23 protein-coding genes are annotated in these 22,527 nt (G+C 67.5%); 15 read left to right on the top strand and 8 right to left on the bottom strand.

All coding sequences use genetic code 11. From position 1 onward, the window contains the following. Positions 1 to 10 precede the first annotated feature (10 nt). The 3 genes from MOQ72_RS29745 to MOQ72_RS29735 all read left to right on the top strand — a co-directional run bounded on the left by MOQ72_RS29745 (position 11) and on the right by MOQ72_RS29735 (position 2,888). Entirely contained in the window at positions 11 to 430 is a 420-nt protein-coding gene (locus tag MOQ72_RS29745; protein ID WP_242189045.1) for a DUF4288 domain-containing protein, read from the top strand. A gap of 157 nt (positions 431 to 587) precedes the next feature. Then, entirely contained in the window at positions 588 to 1,142 is a 555-nt protein-coding gene (locus MOQ72_RS29740) for a hypothetical protein (protein WP_242189044.1), read from the top strand. A gap of 306 nt (positions 1,143 to 1,448) precedes the next feature. Then, the gene (locus tag MOQ72_RS29735) at positions 1,449 to 2,888 is read left to right on the top strand and encodes a GuaB1 family IMP dehydrogenase-related protein (RefSeq protein WP_242189043.1); all 1,440 of its coding nucleotides are present in this window, start codon (positions 1,449 to 1,451) and stop codon (positions 2,886 to 2,888) included. A gap of 79 nt (positions 2,889 to 2,967) precedes the next feature. Here MOQ72_RS29735 and phoH2 read toward each other — a convergent pair whose 3' ends face one another. After that, the gene (phoH2, locus tag MOQ72_RS29730; RefSeq protein WP_372495579.1) at positions 2,968 to 4,344 is read right to left on the bottom strand and encodes an RNA 5'-3' helicase PhoH2; all 1,377 of its coding nucleotides are present in this window, start codon (positions 4,342 to 4,344) and stop codon (positions 2,968 to 2,970) included. A gap of 472 nt (positions 4,345 to 4,816) precedes the next feature. Beyond that, entirely contained in the window at positions 4,817 to 6,031 is a 1,215-nt protein-coding gene (locus MOQ72_RS29725) for a DUF885 domain-containing protein (RefSeq protein ID WP_242189042.1), read from the bottom strand. A gap of 262 nt (positions 6,032 to 6,293) precedes the next feature. Between MOQ72_RS29725 and MOQ72_RS29720 the strand changes: the two genes are divergently transcribed. Together MOQ72_RS29720 and MOQ72_RS29715 are read left to right on the top strand one after the other, a co-directional pair. Continuing rightward, positions 6,294 to 6,542, top strand: coding sequence for a cousin-of-CoaP protein (locus MOQ72_RS29720; protein ID WP_504981179.1), 249 nt, complete (start codon positions 6,294 to 6,296; stop codon positions 6,540 to 6,542). A 293-nt stretch (positions 6,543 to 6,835) separates the two neighbouring features. Further along, positions 6,836 to 7,084 (top strand): hypothetical protein, encoded by a 249-nt coding sequence (locus MOQ72_RS29715; protein WP_242189041.1) that lies wholly within the window; start codon positions 6,836 to 6,838, stop codon positions 7,082 to 7,084. A 68-nt stretch (positions 7,085 to 7,152) separates the two neighbouring features. Here MOQ72_RS29715 and MOQ72_RS29710 read toward each other — a convergent pair whose 3' ends face one another. Further along, positions 7,153 to 7,929, bottom strand: a complete 777-nt coding sequence (locus MOQ72_RS29710) for an isoprenyl transferase (RefSeq protein WP_242189040.1) — start codon at positions 7,927 to 7,929, stop codon at positions 7,153 to 7,155. A 229-nt stretch (positions 7,930 to 8,158) separates the two neighbouring features. On the opposite strand from MOQ72_RS29710, the gene trhA reads away from it, so the two are divergent. Then, positions 8,159 to 8,836, top strand: a complete 678-nt coding sequence (gene trhA / locus MOQ72_RS29705) for a PAQR family membrane homeostasis protein TrhA (protein WP_372495578.1) — start codon at positions 8,159 to 8,161, stop codon at positions 8,834 to 8,836. 166 nt (positions 8,837 to 9,002) lie between these two features. Here trhA and abmR read toward each other — a convergent pair whose 3' ends face one another. The 3 genes from abmR to MOQ72_RS29690 all read right to left on the bottom strand — a co-directional run bounded on the left by abmR (position 9,003) and on the right by MOQ72_RS29690 (position 12,364). Then, on the bottom strand, positions 9,003 to 9,602 hold the full coding sequence (gene abmR / locus MOQ72_RS29700; RefSeq protein WP_242189039.1) for an ATP-binding transcription factor AbmR: 600 nt from the start codon (positions 9,600 to 9,602) through the stop codon (positions 9,003 to 9,005). A gap of 65 nt (positions 9,603 to 9,667) precedes the next feature. Further along, complete coding sequence (locus MOQ72_RS29695) at positions 9,668 to 10,177, bottom strand: GNAT family N-acetyltransferase (protein WP_308197986.1); 510 nt, start codon at positions 10,175 to 10,177, stop codon at positions 9,668 to 9,670. 147 nt (positions 10,178 to 10,324) lie between these two features. Continuing rightward, positions 10,325 to 12,364, bottom strand: coding sequence for a thioredoxin domain-containing protein (locus MOQ72_RS29690; RefSeq protein ID WP_242189038.1), 2,040 nt, complete (start codon positions 12,362 to 12,364; stop codon positions 10,325 to 10,327). Between the two features lie 263 nt (positions 12,365 to 12,627). Here MOQ72_RS29690 and MOQ72_RS29685 point away from each other — a divergent pair, with 263 nt between their 5' ends. From MOQ72_RS29685 to MOQ72_RS29665, 5 genes are read left to right on the top strand one after another with little or no spacing between them, the layout of a single operon-like run. Then, on the top strand, positions 12,628 to 14,088 hold the full coding sequence (locus MOQ72_RS29685; protein WP_242189037.1) for an extracellular solute-binding protein: 1,461 nt from the start codon (positions 12,628 to 12,630) through the stop codon (positions 14,086 to 14,088). After that, positions 14,085 to 15,005: a carbohydrate ABC transporter permease gene (locus tag MOQ72_RS29680; protein WP_242189036.1), complete on the top strand. Its 921-nt coding sequence runs from the start codon at positions 14,085 to 14,087 to the stop codon at positions 15,003 to 15,005. The genes MOQ72_RS29685 and MOQ72_RS29680 overlap by 4 nt, the downstream gene beginning before the upstream one ends. Then, complete coding sequence (locus MOQ72_RS29675) at positions 15,002 to 15,859, top strand: carbohydrate ABC transporter permease (protein ID WP_242189035.1); 858 nt, start codon at positions 15,002 to 15,004, stop codon at positions 15,857 to 15,859. Before MOQ72_RS29680 ends, MOQ72_RS29675 begins: the two co-directional genes overlap by 4 nt. Continuing rightward, positions 15,856 to 16,884, top strand: a complete 1,029-nt coding sequence (locus tag MOQ72_RS29670) for an NAD(P)-dependent alcohol dehydrogenase (RefSeq protein WP_242189034.1) — start codon at positions 15,856 to 15,858, stop codon at positions 16,882 to 16,884. Before MOQ72_RS29675 ends, MOQ72_RS29670 begins: the two co-directional genes overlap by 4 nt. Before the next feature lie 2 nt (positions 16,885 to 16,886). Next, positions 16,887 to 17,678 (top strand): DeoR/GlpR family DNA-binding transcription regulator, encoded by a 792-nt coding sequence (locus MOQ72_RS29665; RefSeq protein WP_242189033.1) that lies wholly within the window; start codon positions 16,887 to 16,889, stop codon positions 17,676 to 17,678. A gap of 42 nt (positions 17,679 to 17,720) precedes the next feature. On the opposite strand, the gene MOQ72_RS29660 is transcribed toward MOQ72_RS29665, so the two are convergent. After that, a complete protein-coding gene (locus tag MOQ72_RS29660; RefSeq protein ID WP_242189032.1) occupies positions 17,721 to 17,912 on the bottom strand; it encodes a DUF397 domain-containing protein in 192 nt (63 codons plus the stop codon). Continuing rightward, on the bottom strand, positions 17,909 to 18,757 hold the full coding sequence (locus tag MOQ72_RS29655; protein ID WP_242189031.1) for a helix-turn-helix domain-containing protein: 849 nt from the start codon (positions 18,755 to 18,757) through the stop codon (positions 17,909 to 17,911). Before MOQ72_RS29655 ends, MOQ72_RS29660 begins: the two co-directional genes overlap by 4 nt. Before the next feature lie 131 nt (positions 18,758 to 18,888). Here MOQ72_RS29655 and MOQ72_RS29650 point away from each other — a divergent pair, with 131 nt between their 5' ends. From MOQ72_RS29650 to eccCb, 4 genes are all read left to right on the top strand, one after another. Beyond that, on the top strand, positions 18,889 to 19,104 hold the full coding sequence (locus tag MOQ72_RS29650) for an HC3 family zinc finger protein (RefSeq protein WP_242189030.1): 216 nt from the start codon (positions 18,889 to 18,891) through the stop codon (positions 19,102 to 19,104). After that, positions 19,035 to 19,289: a hypothetical protein gene (locus MOQ72_RS29645; RefSeq protein ID WP_242189065.1), complete on the top strand. Its 255-nt coding sequence runs from the start codon at positions 19,035 to 19,037 to the stop codon at positions 19,287 to 19,289. Before MOQ72_RS29650 ends, MOQ72_RS29645 begins: the two co-directional genes overlap by 70 nt. A gap of 12 nt (positions 19,290 to 19,301) precedes the next feature. Beyond that, positions 19,302 to 19,532: a hypothetical protein gene (locus tag MOQ72_RS29640; protein WP_242189029.1), complete on the top strand. Its 231-nt coding sequence runs from the start codon at positions 19,302 to 19,304 to the stop codon at positions 19,530 to 19,532. Between the two features lie 266 nt (positions 19,533 to 19,798). Then, positions 19,799 to 22,510, top strand: coding sequence for a type VII secretion protein EccCb (eccCb, locus tag MOQ72_RS29635; protein ID WP_242189028.1), 2,712 nt, complete (start codon positions 19,799 to 19,801; stop codon positions 22,508 to 22,510). Positions 22,511 to 22,527 lie beyond the last annotated feature (17 nt).

Genomic DNA, 22,527 nt, shown 5'->3' with positions numbered 1-22,527 from the left:
TCCTGAGGCCATGAGCGGCAGCGACTTCGACGCGATCGGTTCGATCAACATCGGACCGGGCACCATCGACCCACGCGAGTTCCAGGACAACGCGGGCGCGTTCGAGCTGGACTACTACGTCGCGGTCCTGCTCCTGGAGGCCACCTCGGACGCCGCAGCCCACCAACCGCTGTACGAGGAATCCTTCGTGCTACTCAAAGCGGAGTCCGAAGAAGAGGCGAAGGAAAAGGCGGCCGAACACGGCAAGCAGCAGGAAACCAGCTACCAGAACGAGAACCACGAACTGATCACCTGGAAGCTGAAGCAGATCATCGAGGTGAAACCCCTCGAAGACGCCACCTTCGACGACGGCACGGAACTCTACAGCCGCTTCTTCCGCAATTACAGCGCCTACAACTCCTTCGAACCCCTAACCGAAGAAGAAGCCTGAAAACGCAGCGGCCGGGGTCCCGCCTCCGGCAGGGGTCCCGGCGTACTTCCACGTACCTCGGTACGCAGCCAACTGGAATTTAGCAGCGCTGGATCAGCGATCACCACCGGGTGTATCGATTTGATCTCGAACTCCAGTTCCCGCTTCACTACGCCTCGTGTTCGTCCACGCGTACGTCGATGAGTCCTACGACCTGACCATCGGCGTCTACATCCTGACTGCCAGCATGGTCGACCTCACCGACGCCGAAGAAATCCGCTGCGCACTTCGCGAACTTCACGCAGGTCCTCGGAAGCTGCACTGGTACGAATCCGATGCAAGACATCGCGAGTATCTGGCCAAGAGCGTTGGGGCACTCAATGTCAGGCATGTCAGCGTCGTAGGCCAGGGGCGGGTTCTCCGTCCGGAGCGGGCTCGCCGCAAGTGCATGGAGTTGCTGCTCACGTGCCTGGAATCGATCAACGTCGGTGTCGTTGCATTGGAGGCTCGACAGGGGCGCAACAACCGGCATGACATCAACTTGATCGACGCCTGTCGGCGTAAAAAGTTGATTTCACGTCTTCAGGCGAACTTCGTCGGCGGAAACGACGAACCCTTGCTGTGGCTTGCCGACATCGCTTGCGGTTCGGTACTTGCCGCTGAGCGGGGAGTTGGCGACTACCTTGTGCAGTTCGGCAACACGACTCGCGTGCACCGGATCAACATCGCGTGAAAAGAAGCCTAAAAACGCAGAGGCCGGGGTCCCACAATACAGCGGGAGGTCCCGGCGTACTTCCACACCCCAACAGAGCATGGCCGACGCCAGTATAACCAGAAGGCTAAGGGGCTCATCAACTTCTGAAAGGTCAACTGATCCGGTGATCTTGCAGTCGTCCCAGAAGCGCAAAGGCCGGGGTCCTGCCTCCGGCGGGTGTCCCGGCGTACTTCCACACCCCAACAGAGCATGGCTGTGGCCAGGTTAGCCCGTCTGGCCAGCGGTGGGCGACTGGGGCGCGGCGAGGCCGTAGGGTGGGAAGACGTGCAGTTCTTGAACGGGCAGCAGCCCTCCACTGATCTGACCTACGACGACGTCTTCCTGGCTCCGCAGCGCTCCGGCGTCGAGTCCCGCTTCGACGTGGACCTCGCCACCAGCGACGGCACCGGGGCCACCTTGCCGATCGTGGTCGCCAACATGACCGCCGTGGCTGGCCGCCGGATGGCCGAGACCGTTGCTCGGCGCGGCGGCTTGGTCGTGCTGCCGCAGGACGTCGATGCCAGCGCGGTCGCCGAGATCACCGCCTGGGTCAAGGCCCGGCACCCGGTGTGGGACACCCCGCTGGTGTTGCACGCCGACGACGCCGTCGCCGACGCCCTGAACCTCCTGCCCAAGCGCGCGCACGGCGCCGTGGTCGTCGTCGATGACGACAACCGACCGCTGGGCGTGGTCGACGAGGCCGCCTGCACCGGGGTCGACCGGTTCGCGCGGGTCGGGGAGGTCGCTGACCCGCACCCGGTGGTGCTGCCGCTGGAGACCAAGCCGCGCGAGGTGTTCGAGCAGTTGCACAAGCAGGCTCGCAACGTCTCCATCGCGGTCGACGCGGAGGGACGCCTGGCCGGGATCATGACCAGCCGTGGCGCGCTGCGCGCCGAGATCTACGCACCGGCGTTGGACAACGCGGGCAAGCTGCGGGTGGTTGCGGCGGTCGGGGTCAACGGCGATGTCGCCGCCAAGGCATCCGCACTGCTGGAGGCCGGGATCGACACGCTGGTGGTGGACACCGCGCACGGCCACCAGGAGAAGATGATTTCCGCGCTGCGCGCGGTCCGGTCGGTGCACCCGACAGTTCCGGTGGTGGCCGGGAACGTGGTGACCGCCGAAGGCGTGCGCGATCTCGTCGAGGCGGGCGCCGACGTGATCAAGGTCGGCGTGGGGCCGGGCGCGATGTGCACGACGCGTATGATGACCGGCGTCGGCCGCCCCCAGTTCTCCGCGGTCGCCGAATGCGCTGCGGAAGCGCGCAGGCTCGGCAAGCACGTCTGGGCCGACGGCGGTGTCCGGCACCCGCGCGATGTCGCGCTGGCGCTGGCCGCTGGCGCGGCGTCGGTGATGGTCGGCTCGTGGTTCGCGGGCACCTACGAATCGCCCGGTGACCTGCAACGCGACGAGCACGGCCGGGCTTACAAGGAGTCCTTCGGCATGGCGTCCAAGCGCGCCGTCTCGGCCCGGACCCGCACGGACAGCGCGTTCGACCAGGCCCGCAAGGCCCTGTTCGAGGAAGGGATCTCCAGCTCGCGCATGCGGCTGGACCCGTTGCGGCCGAGCGTCGAGGACCTGCTGGACCAGATCACCTCGGGCCTGCGCTCCTCCTGCACCTACGCCGGTGCCCGCAACCTGGAGGAGTTCTACGAGCGTGCGGTGATCGGCATCCAGTCCGCGGCGGGCTTCGCCGAAGGCCGCCCACTCCCCTCCGGCTGGTGACCCGTACGGGTGCTGAGTGAAGGGCACCCGTGACCAAGCAACTGGGTCACGGGTGCCCCTCACCTCGAAAAATTCACCGTTACGGGGTGAACTCGCCTTCCAGCATTTCCGTGACCAGGGCCGCGATCGGGGAGCGCTCCGAGCGGGTCAGCGTGACGTGCGCGAACAACGGGTGGCCCTTGAGCTTCTCGATCACCGCCGCCACGCCGTCGTGGCGGCCCACTCGGAGGTTGTCGCGCTGGGCGACGTCGTGGGTGAGGACCACCCGCGAGTTCGCGCCGAGTCTGGACAGCACGGTCAGCAGCACGTTGCGCTCCAACGACTGCGCCTCGTCGACGATGACGAACGAGTCGTGCAGCGACCGGCCCCGGATGTGGGTGAGCGGCAGGACCTCCAGCATGCCGCGGTCCATCACCTCGTCCAGCACGTTCTCGCTGGCCACCGCGCCGAGGGTGTCGAACACCGCCTGCGCCCACGGGGCCATCTTCTCGTTCTCGGTGCCCGGCAGGTAACCGAGCTCCTGACCGCCGACGGCGTACACCGGCCGGAACACCACGACCTTGCGGTGCAGTTGGCGTTCCAACACCGATTCCAGGCCCGCGCACAGCGCCAGTGCGGATTTGCCGGTCCCGGCCCGGCCGCCCAGCGACACGATCCCGACATCCGGATCGAGCAGCAGCTCCAGCGCGATCCGCTGCTCGGCGGACCGGCCGTGCAGGCCGAACGCCTCCCGATCACCGCGCACCAGCCGGACCTGCTTCTCCGCGGTCACCCGGCCCAACGCGCTCTGCGAACCAGCCAGCAGCCGCACTCCGGTGTTGGGCGGCAGGTCCCGCGCCTCGTCGAGGTCGGCGACCCCCTCCTTGAACAGGACGTCCACCCAATCCGACGGCACGTCCACGTCGACCATCCCGGTCCACCCCGACGGCACCACGTCCTGCGCGCGGTACTCCTCGGCGTCCAGGGCCACCGCAGCGGCCTTGACCCGCAGCGGCATGTCCTTGGTGACCAGCGTGACCCGGTGCCCTTCGGCCGCCAGGTTCAACGAACAGGCCAGGATGCGGGCGTCGTTGGAGTCCGTGCGGAACCCCGGCGGCAGCACCTGCGGATCGGTGTGGTTCAACTCGACGTGCAGGGTGCCGCCCGACTCGCCCACCGGCACCGGCTCGTCCAGCCGTCCGTGCCGGATCCGCAGGTCGTCGAGCGCGCGGAGGGCTTCTCTGGCGAACCAACCGAGTTCGGGGTGGTGGCGTTTGCCTTCCAATTCGCTGATGACCACCACCGGAAGCACCACGTTGTGCTCGGCGAAGCGGGACATCGCCCACGGATCGGACAACAGCACCGAAGTGTCCAGGACGTAGGTGCGGACCTCAGTGCCACCGGTTTGCGCGGTGCTCGCGGACTCACCGCCTTGGGCTGGGAATTCCGCTTGAGGCTGGGAACGTCGTGCGGTCACGGCTACTCCCTCGCGGGCGTGGCATGCACACCCGCTCGTCGGCGGGCCGGGCCTGCCCCCGTCGCGCCCCGGCTGGACCGGTCGTCCGCCTTGGCCGCAGGGGCCGGGCACCGGCCCTTCGCGACCAAGGTGGACGTGGTAACCGTCCGCTCCAGCCAACAGCCACGATCAGGGCCTCCCGGACGGGCCGCGTACGGACTTGCTAGAGAACGGCCCGTCAACAGCGCACGCTACCTGCGTGATCGCGGCTCGGCAGGCAGCCACACAGGTGATTCGCCGATTCGTCGACTTCTCTTCATTTGCCAGGGAATTCGGCCTGGTCACAGCAACGCCGACGGCGCCGATCCCGTCCTGCGCACGGTCCGGCAGCAGGTCAGACCGGTTTTCGGCGGGCGATGTGCCGAATCGGCGGACCCGGCACGCCCGGTGATCACAAGTGCTCCGATCGCGTGATTTTTGGCCGGGTTGCCACTCATACGTGGGACGCGAGTTCCGCCCGTAGGACCTCCGGCACCAAGGGTTCGTCAAGCAACCGGCGATAACGATCGGCGCTCGAAGTGTCCGCCGGGCGGTTCTCCAGCCAACGGCGCAGCAGCCGGTACCCCTCGACGTAGGTGGTGGTGTAAGCGCGCCAGAGCGGATCGTGCATGAACCGCACCAGGTGCCGGGCCCGCGGCTCCGACATCAGCAACCAGCGCCGCAAGTAGGCCACCACTTCGGCGTCGTCCGCGCGACCGTCGTGCAGCATCAGCAACGCGTCCTGGCGGACCGTCAGCAGCCGAGTCATCACGACTTCCATCCGCTCGGCCAGCTCGCCTTCCATCCAGATGCCCAGATCGGCGAAGATCTCGGCCGCCCAAGGCCCCCAGCCCGGCCCGACCGCGGCCTGCAGCCCCAGGTCCGCGAGCCCTTCGGCCATCAGGCACTGCGGTGTGTTGACCAGGAAGATCGTGTGCTCCAACTGGTGGTCCCGGATCGCCAGACCCGCTTCCTTGCGGCAGTGCTCGGTGTGGTGTCCGGGGTACGACTCGTGCGCGACCAGCTGCGGCAGGTTGGCGGCCCGATGCCCGACGTCCGCGTTGACCGCCACCCGCGAGCGGTATTCGCCGAGGTAGTGGTTGAAACCGCTCCAGGGCTTGTCGGTCACGATCTGGTACTCGACGACCTCCTGGACCGGCAGGCCGAATCTGCCGCGCACGCGGTCGCGCAGCGCGCTGGAAAGGGCCTGGACGGTGGCCTTGAGGCGGTCCGCGGGGACCGGGTCCCGGCTGCGGACGACGGCCAGCCGCTCGGTCAGCGACCCGCGCCCCGGCAACAGCGCGGCCAGCTCGCGGTGCGCTTCCCGGTATTCGTCGGGATCTCCGGACGTCGGGGTGACCTGGAAGTACGCCTCCGCCTCGACCTGGAAGGGCAGCTGCGCACCAGCCAGTTTGCGCCCCGCGCACTCCAGCGCCGTGAGCTGCGCGGCGAGGAACCGGCGGCGCGGCTCGGCCAGCCCCGCTTCCGGCAGCTCGGCGCGCAGTCGCCGCGCCTCGGCGGCCAGCCGCGTCGGATCGGGCTGCGACTCGTTGTCCACCCTGCGGCGCAGCGCCGGGTCGCCGGTGTAGGAATCCACGAATCCCTCGACGAGCCGGTCGAATCTGAGCCCGAGCAGGACGTAATCGGACACGAGCGCTTCGGAGTCCATGCCGGGACACTACGCCGCAACCCCGGCAGTGCAGCGCCGGAGCCCTTTTGCGCAGCTGGGAAACCGCGCGCTTTTGCCGCTGCAACAAAAAATCCGCCGCGACGCGGAACAAATAAATCACACAATGGTGTTAACGAGGTGTCCTTTCTCCGGTTTGGCTGGATACCTTTCACGCCGGGTGCTTCCCTCGGCCGACTTGGGGTGCGTAGCCGGGGGAGAAAGAGCGCACTCGCTTCATCCCATCCAACAAGGAGCAACCGAAGTGCTGAAGAAAGCAGCGATTGTTGCCGGTGCGGCCGCCGGTCTGATGGCCTTGGCGCCCGTCGCCAACGCCGACAGCGCGGACAACGACGGCATCAACATCCTCAACGACAACAACGCGAGCATTCTGCCGATCCAGGCGTGCGGCAACAACGTCGCGGTGCTGGGCATCGTTCTGCCGATCCTGTCGCCGCAGCTCAACGAGTGCGTCAACGCCCCGATCGTCGACCACCCCAAGGTCGACAGCTGAGCCGCGGATCCGGTTCGCGAAATTAGGTGACGAAAGGAGCGTCGGGCCGGACCCGACGCTCCTTTTTGTGCCCGCGAACCATCGCCCATGCGGCTTCGGACCTCCAATTCGCGGCCACCACCAGCGAATACCAGACCAAGCTTCACACAATGGTGTTAAGGAGTTTGGGTGTCCGGCCTGCCGCCGGTAGTTTTCAGCCGGAACGCACCAGACTCGGTGGCCGCCACGCGGGCTTTCCGAAGTCCACGAGGTGCGAACTCCGAATCCCGCGGAATTAAAGGAGAGTGAACCAAGTGCTGAAGAAGGCAGTGATTGTCGCCGGTGCCGCCGCTGGTCTGATGGCCCTGGCGCCCGTCGCCAACGCCGACAGCGCGGACAACGACGGCATCAACATCCTCAACGACAACAACGCGAGCATTCTGCCGATCCAGGCATGCGGCAACAACGTCGCCGTGCTCGGTGCTGTCGTGCCGATCCTGTCCCCGCAGCTCAACAAGTGCGTCAACGCCCCGATCGTTGACCACCCCAAGGTCGAAAGCTGAGCAGGCCTCGTCCCGACGGAAAGGCCAGGTCCCAGCGACCTGGCCTTTCCCGTCCGCTCGTTTTCGAGCTACCCGCCGAAGCGGCGGTGGCGCACCGCGTAGTCGCGGAGCGCGCGGAGGAAGTCGACCCGCCGGAAAGCGGGCCAGTACGCCTCGGTGAACCAGAACTCGGAATGCGCCGATTGCCACAGCATGAAACCGGACAACCGCTGCTCACCGGAGGTGCGGATCAGCAGATCGGGGTCGGGTTGGCCGGAGGTGTAGAGGTGCTCGGCGATGTGGTCGACGGTGAGGACCTCGGCGAGTTCTTCGATCGTGGTGCCCGCTTCGGCGTGCTGCTGCAGCAGTTTGCGCACCGCATCGGCGATCTCCCGGCGACCGCCGTAGCCGACCGCGACGTTGACCTGCATGCCGGTGCGCCCCTTGGTACGCAGCGCGGCGGCGGACAGTCGCGCGGCGGTTTCGGTGGGTAGCAGGTCCAGCGCTCCGACGATCCGCACGCGCCACGGCGTGGCCGGATCGGTGAGCTCGTCGACCACGCCAGCGATGATCTCCATCAGCGCGTCGAGTTCCGCGGGGCTGCGGTTGAGGTTGTCGGTGGACAGCAGCCAAAGCGTGACGATCTCGACCTCGGCCTCTTCGCACCAGCCGAGCAGTTCGGCGATCTTGCGCGCCCCGGCGCGGTGTCCGTGGGCGGCGTCCAGGCCCGCTTCCTTGGCCCATCTGCGATTGCCGTCCAGGATGACGCCCACATGCCTGGGATGTTGGACTCCGTCCAGTTTCCGACGTAGCCGTCGCTCGTAGACGTCGTAGATGAGTTCTTTCAACCGAACCTTGAGCGCCACGCCAGATGAGCCTACGCGGATCCGGATCCGCTGCGGTGCCCACCTCGACTCGCTTCACTTCACCGTGCAACGCCGGTCACCTGGAGTTCGCCCGCCGTCACCTTGCGCAGGCGTTGACCCGCGGTGTCGTTGAACACGTCAGGATTTCCTGCCGTTACCAGCACTGCGGTCCGCTGGCCGCAACGCCATGCGAACGAATGTGGGCCCGCGGTCCCGTAGCCTCGGTGGGGTGACTAGCGCCCTCTCCGCTCGCCGCCCGGCCGCTTTCGTCAAGCCGCGGATGCGCGGCTGGATCCACTTGTGGTCGTTGGTGGTGTCGGTCGCCGCTGGTGCCACGTTGATCGCGCTCGCCGCCGCGACCGTGTCGGCCGCCGCTGCGGTGGGCACCTCCGTCTACGTCGCGACCGTGCTGGGCCTGTTCGGGGTCAGCGCGCTTTACCACCGCAAGACCTGGAAGACGCTGGGCGCGCGCACCTGGATGCGACGCCTCGACCACTCGATGATCTTCCTGTTCATCGCGGGCACCTACACCCCGTTCGCGATGGTGGCCATGCAGCCGACGACGGGTGCGGTGGTGCTCGCGGTCGTCTGGGGCGGTGCGCTGGGCGGCGTGATCCTCAAACTCGCCTGGCCCAACGCACCGCGCTGGGTTGGTGTGCCGGTGTACATCGCGCTCGGGTGGGTTGCCGTTTTCGTGCTGCCCGACCTGCTGCACAACGCCGGGGTCGCGGTGCTGGTGCTGCTGCTCGTCGGCGGCCTGCTCTACACCGCGGGCGCGATCTTCTACGCGAGCCGGTGGCCGGACCCGTGGCCGAAGACCTTCGGCTACCACGAGTTCTTCCACTCGGCGGTCTCGCTGGCCGCGATCTGCCACCACATCGCCATCTGGCTCGCCCTCTACGCGTGACCATGTCGTGAGCGCGTAACCGGGCTCCAACCCGGTTGTGCACTCACGACCCCGTTTGGGTGTTAGGTGAGGGGCACCCGTGACCCAGTTACTTGGTCACAGGTGCCCCTCACCTCAGTCATCTAGTAGTGCAGCAACGTGTTAATTGCGCCAGCCCGGTTGTCGCTCACGTCGCTTGGGGGCCTCGGTTGCGGAGTTCATCGACCTTGGACAGGGCCTCTCGCAGTTCCGTCAGCCATTCGTCGGTGTGCTGGCCGACCAGGCGTACCGCCCAGGCCAGCGCCTCGGAACGGGAGCGGGCGACCCCGGCGTCCACCAGCGTGTCCAGCACCATGCGTTCCGGCTGGTGCAGCCGGGTCATCACCGGTACGGACAGCGTGGTGAACAGTTCCTCGGTGTCGCCCAGCCGGGCTCCCCAGGCGACCTTGCGCCCGTAGCGGTGTTCGGCCTGGCGGGCGATCTCGATCCGTTCGTCGCGGGTCTCCTCTCGGAACCGGGCGATCCGGCCGCTCTCGGCCGCCGCGCGCTCCGCCTCGTCGGCGAACTCGCCGCTCACCGACTGCAACTCGCCGACCACCACGATCTCCTCGCGGTCCACGGTGACCGCCGGAGTTCCGGTGAACCAGCCTTCGGGCAACCGCCCGGTGAACCACGCCTTGGCATCGTCGGCCGTGGGCGGCTCGTTGCGCCTCCCGCGTCCACCGCCGGACCACGGCGGGCCTCCCCAACCACGGCCCCGAGCCGTTCGCGCAAACCTCGAATGCATTCTCCCCACCTCCTAATTACAGGATTACACGCTTACATTGCTGGCGGGAAGGGCTGCGGTTCGGCCTACCGCGAAACCGGGCGACGCATGCAGACGCGCGTGGCCGGCTCCAAACCGTGCGCCGCTTCGCGCGCCACGAGTTCGGCCAGCCCCGGCGTGATCTCCGCGCCGGTCATTTCCAGGAACCCCAGGCGCGCGTAGTACGGCGCGTTCCACGGCACGGTTCGAAAGGTCGTCAGCGTCAGTGCGGCCAACCCGTGGTCGCGAGCCCACGACTCGACGTGGTCGAGCAGCAACCGACCGATGCCCTGCCGCGCGTGGTCCCCGTGCACGCTGATCTGTCCAATGTGGGCACTGCCGTCAAGCACCTCGACGACCACGAACGCCACCAGCTCGTCGGCATCCACCGCCGCCCAGGCCCGACCAGCCCGTTGGTAGGTGGCCAAGACATCGCGCGGCAGCGGCGGGTCGTCGGCGATCTCCGGCATGCCGACTTCGCGGAACGCGATCCCCGAGGAGATCTCGACCTCCTGCAACCGGCCGAGTTCGGACTCCCTGACTTTTCGGACCAGCACACCGCGCAGTGCAGCAGAGCCCGCGGACCCCTCGCCACCAGGTTTCCACGTGGTGCGTGCTGTCGTGAGTGTTCTTGGCCGCTAGAACGACCATTGGCACTCACGAGCCGAGCGGGAAAGGTCGTGAGTGCTGGCGGTCGTTGCCGCTCACGACATGGCGTTCAAGCGGGTGAGGGATTCGACGAGGTCTTCGGTGCTGGTCACCGGGCGGTCGCAGACGTAGCCCCGGCAGACGTACGCCGCAGCGGCTTCGCCGACCAGCGGCCGTCCGGCCAGCAGCGGCACGCCGGTCGCCTCCGGCTCCCCGGCCAACGCCACGGCTCCGCCGGGAGCGTGCCGCCGCGCTGCGGCTATCAGCGCCGCCCGGTCGGCGTCGTCGGCTTCGCCGACCACCGCGACCTGCAGCGGCCCGTGCGCGCGCGCTTCCGCGACGCTGAGCCAGTGACCCGCGAAGCGGGGAGCGCGCTGTGCGAGGAGCCCGACTCGCGACAGCGCCTGCTCGGCGGCGCCGCGATAGCGCGCCGTGGCCTCCGGCCCGGCGAGCGCGGCAGCGGCGAGCAGGGCCGAGGCGAACGCCGAGGCGCCAGCGGGGCTGGCGTTGTCGGTCGGGTCGGAGGGGCGCCGGACGAGTGCTTCGGCGTCGGCGGCGGTGTCGTGGAACATGCCTGGGTGGTCGGCATCCGCGAACTGCGGCAGGGCTGTGTCGAGCAGCGCGCAAGCCGCTTCCAACCAACGTGCTTCGCCGGTCGCCTGGTGCAGTGCGAGGAGGCCGTCGGCGAAGCAGCCGTAGTCTTCGAGCACTCCCTCAGCGGTTCCGACCACGCCTTTGCGGGATGTTCGGCGCAACCTGCCGTTGATCAAGTGCCGCTCCAGCAACAGATCCGCCGCTCGGGCCGCCGCGTCGATCAAGCGCGGTTCGTCGAGCACCGCGGCGGCTTCGGCCAGCGCGGTGATCGTCATGCCGTTCCAAGCGGTGACGACCTTGTCGTCCTTGCCGGGTTGCGGGCGGCGGTCGCGGGCTTCGCGGAGGCTGTCGCGCACCCGCCGCCAGCGGGCCGGGTCGTCCGGGTCTCGTTTGAGCTGCAGCGTCGAGGTGCCGTGCTCGAAGGTGCCAGCTTCGGTCACCTCGAACAGCTCCGCAGCCCAAGCCCCGTCGTCCGCTCCGAGGACTTCGCGCAGCTGGTCCGGCGTCCACACGTAGGTCAGGCCCTCGACGCCTTCGGTGTCGGCGTCCAGCGATGCCGCGAAGCCACCTTCCGGGGTCCGCATCTCGCGCAGCAGGAATTCGGCCGTCTCGCGCGCCACCCGCTCGCCGAGCGGACTGCCGAGCCGGGCCAGGTGCGCGTACACGCGGAGCAGCAAAGCGTTGTCGTACAACATCTTCTCGAAGTGCGGCACGACCCACGACGGGTCGACGCTGTAGCGCGCGAAGCCGCCCGCGAGCTGGTCGTAGATGCCGCCACGAGCCATCGCCGAGCAGGTGGCTTCGGCGAGTTGCAACGCGGTTTCGCCGCTGTCCGCCGGGCCGACCCGTTCGTGGTGGCGCAGCAGGAACTCCAGCACCATCGACGGCGGGAACTTCGGCGCACCACCGAATCCTCCGTTGGCCGGGTCGAATTCGACCTGCAGCCGGGCGACCGCGTTGGCCAGCACTTCATCATCCAAAATGGACTCCGGCAGCGGCGCCCGCTGCGCGCTGAGCTGTTCCACGACGCGCGCGGCCGCCTTGCGGACCTCTTCGCCGCGTCCGGTCCACGCCTGCGCCACCGCATCCAGCAGTTGCCGGAACGACGGCATGCCGGACATCGGCGCGGTCGGGTAGTAGGTCCCGCAGTGGAACGGTTCGCCGTCCGGGGTGAGGAAGCAGGTCATCGGCCAGCCGCCCTGACCGGTCATGGCCTGGGTGGCCTCCATGTAGACCGCGTCGATGTCCGGCCGCTCCTCGCGGTCCACCTTGATGTTCACGAAGTTCTCGTTCATCACCCGCGCGATTTCGGGGTCCTCGAACGACTCGTGCGCCATGACGTGGCACCAGTGGCAGGCCGCGTATCCGATCGACAGCAGCACCGGCACGTTCCGCTGCCGGGCTGCCGCGAACGCCTCGGACGTCCAGGGCCACCAGTCGACCGGGTTGTCCGCGTGCTGGAGCAGGTAGGGACTGGTCGCATCCGCAAGCCGGTTCGCCATGTGCCCAGCCTCCCACTTCGCCGCACCGCCCCACCACAGCACCTGACCGGGTGATGAGTGAAGGGCACCTTTTACCAAGTAAGCCGGTAATAAGGTGCCCTTCACCTCGAAAAATTTACCCGCCTTGGGCGCTTCCGGGTTGATCGCGTGGGGCTCACCCGGTCGGCATGGCGAGATTTTTTCTCATAAAATGTGTTAACAACGTGTTCTATCTCTGGTAATAATGGCGCAACGCTGCTGCTTGGGACCTGCGAGGAGCACACATGATCGAGCCGAGGCTCAGCCGCCGACGGCTGTTGGGCGGTGCGTTCGCCGGTGGCGTGGCGCTCGCAGCCGGTGGGCTGCTCGGCGGTTGCACGTCGCGCGCGGACGCGCGGCGGCTGGCCACCGACGACCGCTGGCGGCAGTTCGCTGGCACCACGCTCAACTTCATCTCCGAGAACACCGCGCCGACGGCCGCCATCGCCGCCGACCTCGCCCCGTTCACCGAGCTGACCGGCATCCGGATCAACATCGTCACGCTGGAGCTGTCCGCCCTGGTGCAGAAGGTCGCGCTGGATCTGGCCTCCGGCCAGGCGCAGTACCAGCTGATCTACGCCGACCCGTACCAGGTGCTCGCGCCGTACTCCAAGGGCCTGGTCGACCTGCGCGAACTCGCCGACGACCCGACGCTGCCCGGCGAGGTGTCCGACTTCGCCGACTTCGTGCCCGTGCAGCTGGACGCCGCGGGCCGGTTCGGCACCGACGGCAAGGTCTTCGCGCTGCCCTACGACTGCCCCACGATGATCTGGCAGTACCGCAAGGACCTGTTCGACAAGCACCACCAGCGGATGGCCGACGACCTGGGCTTCGATCCCACGCCTGGCGAGCACACCACCTGGGAGCAGTACCTCGCCATCGCGCAGTGGTTCAACGACAACACCGACGAGGTCCGCTACGGCGCCGGTCACCAGGCGAAGCAGCACGACTCGCTGATGTGCGACTTCTCCAACGTGCTGTGGTCCTACGGCGGCGACTTCTTCGCGAACGGCTTCGAGGTCGGCCGCCTCGGCGTGGTCGAGCCCGGTCCGTGCTTGCTGACCGAGGACAACGCGATCGAGGCTGCTGGCTTCTACCAGCGCCTGCTGTCGGTGGCCGACCCCGCGTCGCGCACCTGGGACTGGGACGGCTTGGGGGCGGCGTTCCGCGCGGGCCGCATCGCGATGTGCCCGAACTGGCACGAGTACGCCGCGGACAACGAGTCGGTGCTGCCCGGCAAGGTCGGCTATGCACGGATGCCCAGGGGACCGCAGCGCTCGGCGAACCAGTACGGCGGCTGCGGTATCGGGATCAGCGCGAACACGCTGCCCAACGAACGCGGCGCGGCGTGGCTGTTCCTGAACTGGGCGACCTCGCGGGACACCCAGCTGCGCAACCTGCGCAGCGAAGCTGGCGGCGGCACGCCCACCCGCACCTCGGTCTACGAGCTGCCCGAGGTGCGCGCCGCCGAGCACCGCCCGTCGGCAATGCCGAACATGCTGACCGCGGACGCGGTCCGGCAGGCTTGGCTGCCCGAGAACGCCGGGCTGCGCCCGAAGATCCCGATGTGGAACGAGTGCGACACCGCGATCTACACGCAGCTGTCGCGGATGCTGGTCGGCGACGCCTCGCCCGCGGAGGCGATGCGGGAGACCACCGATCGCATCAACCGCATCACGGCCCGAGGGTGGGTGGCGGCCGGATGAGCCTGACGATCGAGAAACCCGCAGCGGAGACGGCGCGGACCCGGCCGAAACCTCGCTGGCTCAGTTTCGAAGGACGGCTGCTCACGCCCGGTGTCGCGCTGCTCGCGGCGTTGAGCATCGTGCCGTTCCTGACCATGGTGGCGATGAGCTTCACGCACGTCCGACTGCTGGGCGGCGTCCGGATGGAGTGGGCCGGGCTGGAGAACTGGGCGCGCCTGTTCACCGACCCCGACCTGGGCTGGAACTGGTTGCGCACCGGGCTTTTCTTCGCCCTGACGCTCGGCCTGGAAATGCTGCTGGGCCTGGTGTTCGCGCTGTGCATGTGGCGGCTGCTGCGGGGTCGCAACGCGGTGCTGAGCCTGTTCCTGCTGCCGATGTTCGTGGCTCCGGCGATCGTCGGGCTGCTGGGCCGGTTCCTCACCGACTCGACATTCGGCCTGTACGCCTGGGTATTGGGCCAGCTCGGCTACCACGGTGACATCCTCGGCGACAAGAGCTCCGCGTTCGCCGCGGTGGTGCTGATGGACGTGTGGGAGTGGACGCCGCTCATCGCACTGATCGCGCTCGCCGGACTGTCCTCGGTGCCGCTGAGCCTGCGCGAGGCAGCGGCGCTGGACGGTGCCAGCGGCTGGCAGAGCTTGCGGCACATCGTGTTGCCGTCGATCTCGAACGTGCTGCTGGTGGCGCTGCTGATCCGGTCGATGGACGCGATTCGCTACTTCGACATCATCTGGGTCACCACCAACGGCGGTCCGGCGGATGCTACGAAGATCGTGCCGGTCCGGCTGTACGAGACCGCGTTCCGGTTCTTCGACCTCGGTTACGCGGCCGCCATCGGCCTGGTGATGCTCGCCGCCTCCATCGTCATCGCCCGCGCTTTCGTGCGGATGCTGGACAAGAAGGGATTGACCAGATGAGCGCGTGGCCGGTCAGCCCGCTGGAGCGCGGCAGTCGGCGGTTGCGGCTGAGCGTGTGGTTGGTGCTCGGCGTCGGTCTGCTGTGGACACTCGTGCCGCTGGCGTGGATGGTGCTGTCCTCGTTCAAATCCACTGCCGACGTCACGGCGGCAACGCCGCAGGTGTTGTTCAACCCGACGCTGGACAACTACCGGAACCTGTTCACCGGCGCGAACAACCTGACGCCCTACATCGTGCACAGCGTCCTGGCGGCCGGTATCTCCGCCGTGCTGGCGGTCGCGCTGGGCGCACCCGCCGGTTACGGCCTGGCCCGCACCCGGATGCGCGGCAAGAAGCACCTGTCGTTCTGGATCATCTCGACCCGGATGGCGCCGATCGCCGCGGTCGTGCTGCCGCTGTTCCTGATGTTCCGCGAACTGGGCCTGATCGACTCGATCCCAGGTCTGGTGCTGGCGTATCTGACCTTCGACCTGCCGTTCGCGATCTGGCTGATGAGCGCGTTCTTCGCCGAACTCCCGCCGTCGCTGGAGGAATCGGCGCAGGTCGAGGGCTGCACCCGGTGGCAGGCGTTCTGGCACGTCGTGCTGCCGCTGACCAAGTCGGGCCTGGTCACCACTTTCGTGCTGTGCCTGGTGTTCGCCTGGAACGACTACGCCTTCGCGCTGGTGTTCAGCGGCCCGAACTCGCAGACCTTGCCGATCGCGGCGAACCAGCTGGTCACCCAGGCCGGTATCGACTGGGGCCAGCTGACCGCGATCGGCACCTTCGTAGTGGTCCCGATGATCCTCGCGGGCCTGGCCGTCCGCCGGTGGCTGGTCACCGGCTTGACCTTGGGAGCGGTGACTGGCGAATGACCCCAACGACCATGCGCGCATCGGTGCTGCGCGGCATCCACGACATCGTGCTGGCGGAACGTCCGGTGCCCGAGCCGGGACGGCGCGAGGTGCTGGTCCAGGTCACCTCGGTCGGCACCTGCGGCTCGGACGCGCACTACTACGAGGAGGGCCGCATCGGTTCGTTCGTGGTGGAGCAGCCGCTGATCCTCGGGCACGAAGCCGGTGGGGTCGTGGTGGCCTGTGGCGCGGAGGCCTCCCGGCACACCCCCGGCCAGCGGGTCGCCATCGAGCCGGGCGTGCCGTGCTTCGTTTGCCCGCAATGCCGCAGCGGCCGGTACAACCTGTGCCCGGACATGCGGTTCTTCGCGACCCCGCCGATCGACGGCGCGTTCTGCGAATACGTGGCGGTGCACGAAGAATTCGCTTACCCGGTGCCCGACACCATCTCCGAAGACGCGGCGGGACTGCTCGAACCGCTCTCGGTCGGGGTGTGGGCCTGCCGCAAGGGCCGGGTCGGTCCGGGGTCCCGAGTGCTCATCACCGGAGCTGGTCCGATCGGCCTGGTCGCCGCGCAGACCGCGCGGGCCTTCGGTGCGACCGAGGTCGTGGTCACCGACGTCAACGCGAGGCGCCTGTCGCTGGCCGCTGACCTGGCCGCCACCGGGACCATCGACGTGCGGAACACCTCGCTGGCCGAGTCCGGGTATGAACCCGACGTGCTGCTGGAGTGTTCGGGCGTGCCGACCGCCGCGGTCGAAGCGATCCGCACGGTGACCCGCGCTGGACGGGTGGTGCTGATCGGCATGGGCGGCGACGAACTAGCGCTGCCGCTGTCCCACGTGCAGAACTTCGAGATCGAGGTGACGGGAACTTTCCGGTACGCCAACACGTGGCCGACGGCCATCGCGCTCGCCGCGGCTGGGTCGGTCGACCTGGACCGGCTGGTCACGCACCGCTTCGGGCTCGCCGAGGTCGAGCAGGCGCTCACCGCCGCCAAACGCGATGAAACGACGGTGAAAGCCGTCGTCCGCCCGCAGGAGTAGCGATGGGCAGCGTGCGGCCGTCGGATGCGGTGGTCGAGCAGCGCAGGCGCGAGGTGTTGCGGCACGTCATCGAGCATGGCGGGGCCCGCATCGACGAACTCGCGGAGCGGTTCGAGGTCAGCCTGATGACCATGCACCGCGATCTCGACGAACTCGCGGAGCGTCGGCTGCTGCGCAAGCTGCGCGGCCGGGTCGAGTCGTACCCGTCGCTGACGGTGGAGACCGCGACCCGCTTCCGCATCGGGCTGCATGTCGCTGAGAAGGCGGCGCTGGCCAGTGCCGCAGCACGGGCGGTCCGCCCCGGCACGACGGTGCTCCTCGACGACTCCAGCACGATTTTCCCGCTGGCCAGGGAGGTTTCCGAGATCGAGGAGCTGACGCTGGTCACAAATTCGGTCAGCGTCGCGCAGATCCTCTCCGGGGCGGGGCGCGAGGTGGTGCTGCTCGGTGGCCGCTACCGCAGTGAGTTCGACTCGTGCACCGGCCCGGACGTGCTGCGCGCGCTGTCCCGACTGCGAGTGGACATCTCGTTCACGTCCGCGACGGCGATCGCAAACGGTCGGCTGTTCCACCCGATCCAGGACTACGCGGACGTCAAGGAAGGAATCCTGGAGTCCACGGAGCGCAACGTGCTGCTGGTCGACCACTCGAAGTTCGGCAAAACGGCGACGTTCTCCTACGGCGATGTCCGAGCGTACGACCTGGTCATCACCGACGAAGCCACCCCGGAGCACGAACTAGCCGCGATCCGCGACCTCGGCACCGAAGTCCGAGTCGTCCCGGTGCGGTCGTGAGTGGATATGGCCGCTATAGCGACCATAATCACTCACGACCCATCAGCGACCCAGCTGCCCAGCCTTGACGCTGGTGAGGAAGCTGGTCCAAGACGATCGGCTCACGCATAACGTGCCGCCGTCGCGGTCCTTGGTGTCACGGATGTACGTCGTGGTCAGGCCAACAGCCAACTCGACGCACTCGTTCGCGCCACTTCCGCTGTGGCTGCTCTTTCGCCAGTTCAGGTTGCTCATTCCAACGCCTTCGCTTGAGAACGGATCAAGTCCGTCGATTCGCCGAGTGTCAACGCTGACGCGGCGATTTCGTCGAACATGCCGGAGAAATGCTGCACATCATTCACATTCTCTACCCAGGCACCACCAGCGGCGTACTCCAGGTAGACGGCTGGCAAATCGTCCGGATCGGCGTAACCGATGATCGTGAAACCGCCAGACATGGTGCCGTAAGCGCCAAGGCCGAAGGGCATGATCTGAACTGTCACGTTCTCGCGCGCAGCGCTGGTGATCAAGTGCTGCAACTGCTCGATCATTACGTCGGGTCCACCGACCACGCGGTGGATCACTGACTCGTCGATCAACGCGTGCAGACGAAGTGGGGCCGGTCCGCTCAGTCTCGCCTGTCGACTGAGGCGAGCGTTCACGTACCTCTCAGGGCTGGCTGAATGGAACTGGTGACCACCTGCATTGATCGCCCTTGCATACGCATGTGTCTGCAAAAGCCCAGGGATGACGAGTGGACCGAGGACACGGGCGGTGTCGGCTTCCGCTTCTGCGCGCAGGAAAGCTCGGAACGCCTTGGGCGAACCTGTTGGTGTGACGATCCGAGTGGCTCGCTCACCTGCGTCTTCCCAAAGCAGTGCCGCTTCGGAACGCTCCTCGTCGGTTGCGTTGTAGAGCGCGAGCAATGCCTGCATTGCTGCCCAACCAGGGCGAACGTAGCCGGTTTCGTATCGGCTCACGGTCGGCTCGCTGACGCGCAAGAGCTTGCTGGCGTCGCCGAGAGTCTTGTCGGCTTCGCTCCGAAGGCGGGCCAGTAGTTGGCCAAGCCGTCTCTTGCGCCGTGTTGGGGTCGTCGGCATGTCAGGAGCCTAGCGCTGTGCGATCAAGGAGCACTTACACCCGATCAAGGGATGGTTGGGAGTAATTACACCCTATATCTTTCAAAGAAGATCGATCACTGAGTCAGCGACCAAGGATCTGGGGTGGTGGCGTGTATCCGTTTCATTGGGTTCCGGCTGGTGGGGCTCGGCATGCGAGTCTTGATCCACATCCGGACTCGGCTTTCTGCTATCCGAGCGGGATCGGGGTTCGGACCTTGTGCGGGCAGCAGGTCACCGCCGACAACTCCGTGTTGGCGTGGCTTTGGAGCACCTGCCCGGACTGCAACGACGAGGCTCGGCGGCTGGCCGATGCGGTGCCGCGATGACTCAGCACACCAAAGGACTCGCCGTCCTGCTCCGGCGCACCCAATGGATGTTGGACGACCTGGCTTTCCAGGTCGGCGCAGGTCACCTCGACACCGACGACCTCAGCACCGCCGCTCTCGCCCTCGACGAGATGGCTCAACTGCTGCGCGAAACCGCGACCGACGATGCGCGCCTCAGCGCCTGAAGGGACCCCGAAATGCTGAACATGCTCCCGGAAATCGGCACCATCTCGGCGATCCTCGCCCTCTACCTGATCGTCACGTGGAAACCGCATCGCCCCCAACACGCCGGAGCAGGCGAAGGAGCCCTCACGGTCTGGCAACTCATCGCCCACGTGGAAGCCGAACGACAACGACGAGAACGCGTCGGCCGCCACCGCCGCCGCGAACCCGCCGAACACTCCACATCGGACACCCCTCGGCGCTAGCCATCCGAATCCTGGCTCGGTGCCGGTGCCCCCGACCTGTGGCATCGAGCCGCGCGGCCGGTCGGTGCGTCTCCCCTCCCCACGCGCCGACCGGCCGCACCCCCAGTTCCGACCCAGCGGCCAGCGTAATCACGGGTACTGACAAGGAATCCGCGAACAGCGCAGCGGCTCCGCCACCCCGATCAGCTACGGTGCCAACCGCAGCTGATCGACAGGGGGAGTTTCCGTTGCAACCTGGGCCGCCGTTCCAGCCACCCAACCGTCCGATGGCACCGCCGTACCCGGTGCGGCCGCCCGGCCCAGCCCAGGGCAGGCCGCCGGTGCCCCCTCCCCCGGTCGCTCCGCGACCGCCCGCGCCGGTATCACCGAGTGCTGACACGACGCAGATCGTCCGTCCCACGCCGAGTCCCGACGAGCCGATCAACCTGTTCAACCTGGTCGGCTTCGGCGACCCGGCGCACTGCGACCTCGATCAAGCCTGGCAGCAGCGCAGCATCGACAACCGCTACCGGATCGCGATCGGCGTCGACGACCACGGCAACCCCGTGCACCTGGACCTCAAGAAATCCGGCCACGGTGTCGGCATCTTCGGCTCCGCCGGTTCCGGGAAGTCGGAGCTGTTGCGCACGATTCTGTTCGGGCTCGCCGCAACCCACTCGTCGACCGCGGTCAACTTCATCTGCCTAAGCCGCGCGCACCACGACCAGGTTTGGCGCTCGCTCCACCAGATCCCGCACACGGCGCTCGCCGAACCCGTGCTGTCGAACGATCTCACCGGCAGTCGGCTCGACGACGCACTGATCGGCGCGCTCTCCTGGCAAGCCGAGCAGTTCAACCGCGCGGAGGTCACGAATTTCGCCGACTACCAGCGCATCCAACCGGAATCCGACTTCGAGCCGATGCCGATGTTGCTGGTCGCCATCGACGACCTGCCCGGCGTGCTGCACGACCGGCCCGAATTCGCCACGACCATCGACCAGCTGACCCGCGCCCGCAACTCGGGGATCAAGGTCGTGTACACCGCCAACACCGCGGCACAGATCTCGGAACTGGCGGGCGGAATCGCGACACGCATCGCGCTGCGGACCACGGAATCGGAGTCGGTCAAGCTGATCGGTCAGCCCTGGGCCCGCGACCTGCCGGACTCGCCGGGCCACGGGTACCTGGCCCAACTGCTCCAGGACTCCCCGATCCGCTTCCGCGCGGCCCGCACCGACCTGCCGCAAGGGACGCCGCAGCGGGAAAACCACCCGACGATCCCCCAGGTGTTCGCCGACCGGATTCGGGGTCAGGCACCCCCGGCTCGCCAGCTCGTCCTGCCGCTGCCGGGAGAACCACCCGCCGGAATCGACGTGTCGCTGTCAGCGCCGGAAGTGACCGGGCAGCGGGGTTTCAACGCCGAGGGCGAGCCCCTGAAGGTGCCCATCGGCATGCTCGACAACCCTTTCCAGCACCGGCACGACCCGCTCCAGGTGGACTTCGCGGGGCCGGACGGCAATATGACGATCGTGGGCCGACCCCGCAGCGGGAAGACCACCGCGGTGCAGACAACTCTGCTGGCCCTGGCGTTGACCCACACACCTGCGGAAGTTCGCTTCTACTGCCTGGACTTCGGCGGCGGTGGGCTGGCTCCGCTGCGCGACCTGCCGCACACCAGGATCGTGACCGGCAGTCCCGACCCCGACTACGTGGCACTGGCCATCCGGGAACTGGAAGAACTGCTGCTGCGTCGGGAGAAATCCTTCGGCCAGCACGGCATCGACTCCATCGCCGAATTCCGCCAACGCCGCGCAGGGGAAGATCTCGACGAGGTCGCCACCGACCACTTCCTGGTCATCGACGGTTGGCCGGAGGTGCACCAGCACCCCGGAATCGCCGACCGGGTCCTGCGGCTCGCCCGCCGCGGCTTGGCTTACGGCATCCACTTGGTCGTCACCGCCAACCGCTGGGACGACCTCCCCCGCGAGCTGCGCGAACTCATCGGTGGACGCATCGAACTCCGCCTAGCGGACCCGCGCGACTCGTTGATCTCCACCGAACGCGCCGAGGCCGTAGCGGACGACAAGCCTGGTCGCGGGGTCCACGCGGGTCGACACTGCGCGATCAACCTGCCGGTGCTCGGCGAGAAGCTGCCCGACTACCTCGATTTCCTGGAAAGCGGGCTGCCCGATGACCTCGCGGACGGGACCCGCGAACTCGTCGCGCGCATCAGCGAATCCTGGACCGGCGACCGACTCCCCGAACTCCGCCGCCCACCGGAGTTCGTCAGCTACGACGAACTCCCCGAGGCGGAGCCGAACGCCATTCCCATCGGCATCGACAGCCACGGCGAACCCGTCGTACTCGACTTGAACAGCGACCACCACCGCCACCTGCTGATCGTCGGTGGCCGGGAATCCGGCAAGAGCACGGTGATCCGCAACGCGCTGCGCGGGATCTCAGCCGCGTATCCGGCGAAGGAAGCCATGGCGATGGTGGTCGACTACCGGCGCGAGCACCACCACGCACTGCTGCCGGACAGCCACACCCTGTCCTACGTCCGGTCGCCAGAGGATACGAGGCGCGACCTCAAGGACTTCGTCGCGGCCTTGCGCAAACGGCTGCCCGGCGCGGACGGCAAACCCACGTCCTGGACAGGACCGAAGGTGTTCCTGGTGGTGGACGACTTCGACCTGCTGCTCTCCACCGACCTGAAGATGTTGAGCGGCCTCGACGAGCTCCTACCGCATGACGACAAGATCGACCTGCACCTGGTCCTCGCCTACAACGCCGACCTCGAACGGAACAGGAACAACATCGTCCCGACGTTCAAGTCCAGCGCCTACCAGCTGATCCTGAAGGATGCGCCGGGCTTCGAAAACGGCGTCGGCGTCCGCGGCGAACGGCCCCGCGACGCGGGTGAAGCACATCTGTGGCGCAATCGGGGCGGCCGCGCCGATCTCCGCATCGCCTGGCTCCCGCACCCCCTGGAATCCTGACCCAAGAGGTGATCTTT

The organism is Saccharopolyspora soli, from assembly GCF_022678645.1.
Lineage (GTDB): Bacteria > Actinomycetota > Actinomycetes > Mycobacteriales > Pseudonocardiaceae > Saccharopolyspora > Saccharopolyspora soli.
This window is presented reverse-complemented; position numbering and strand designations above follow the sequence as displayed.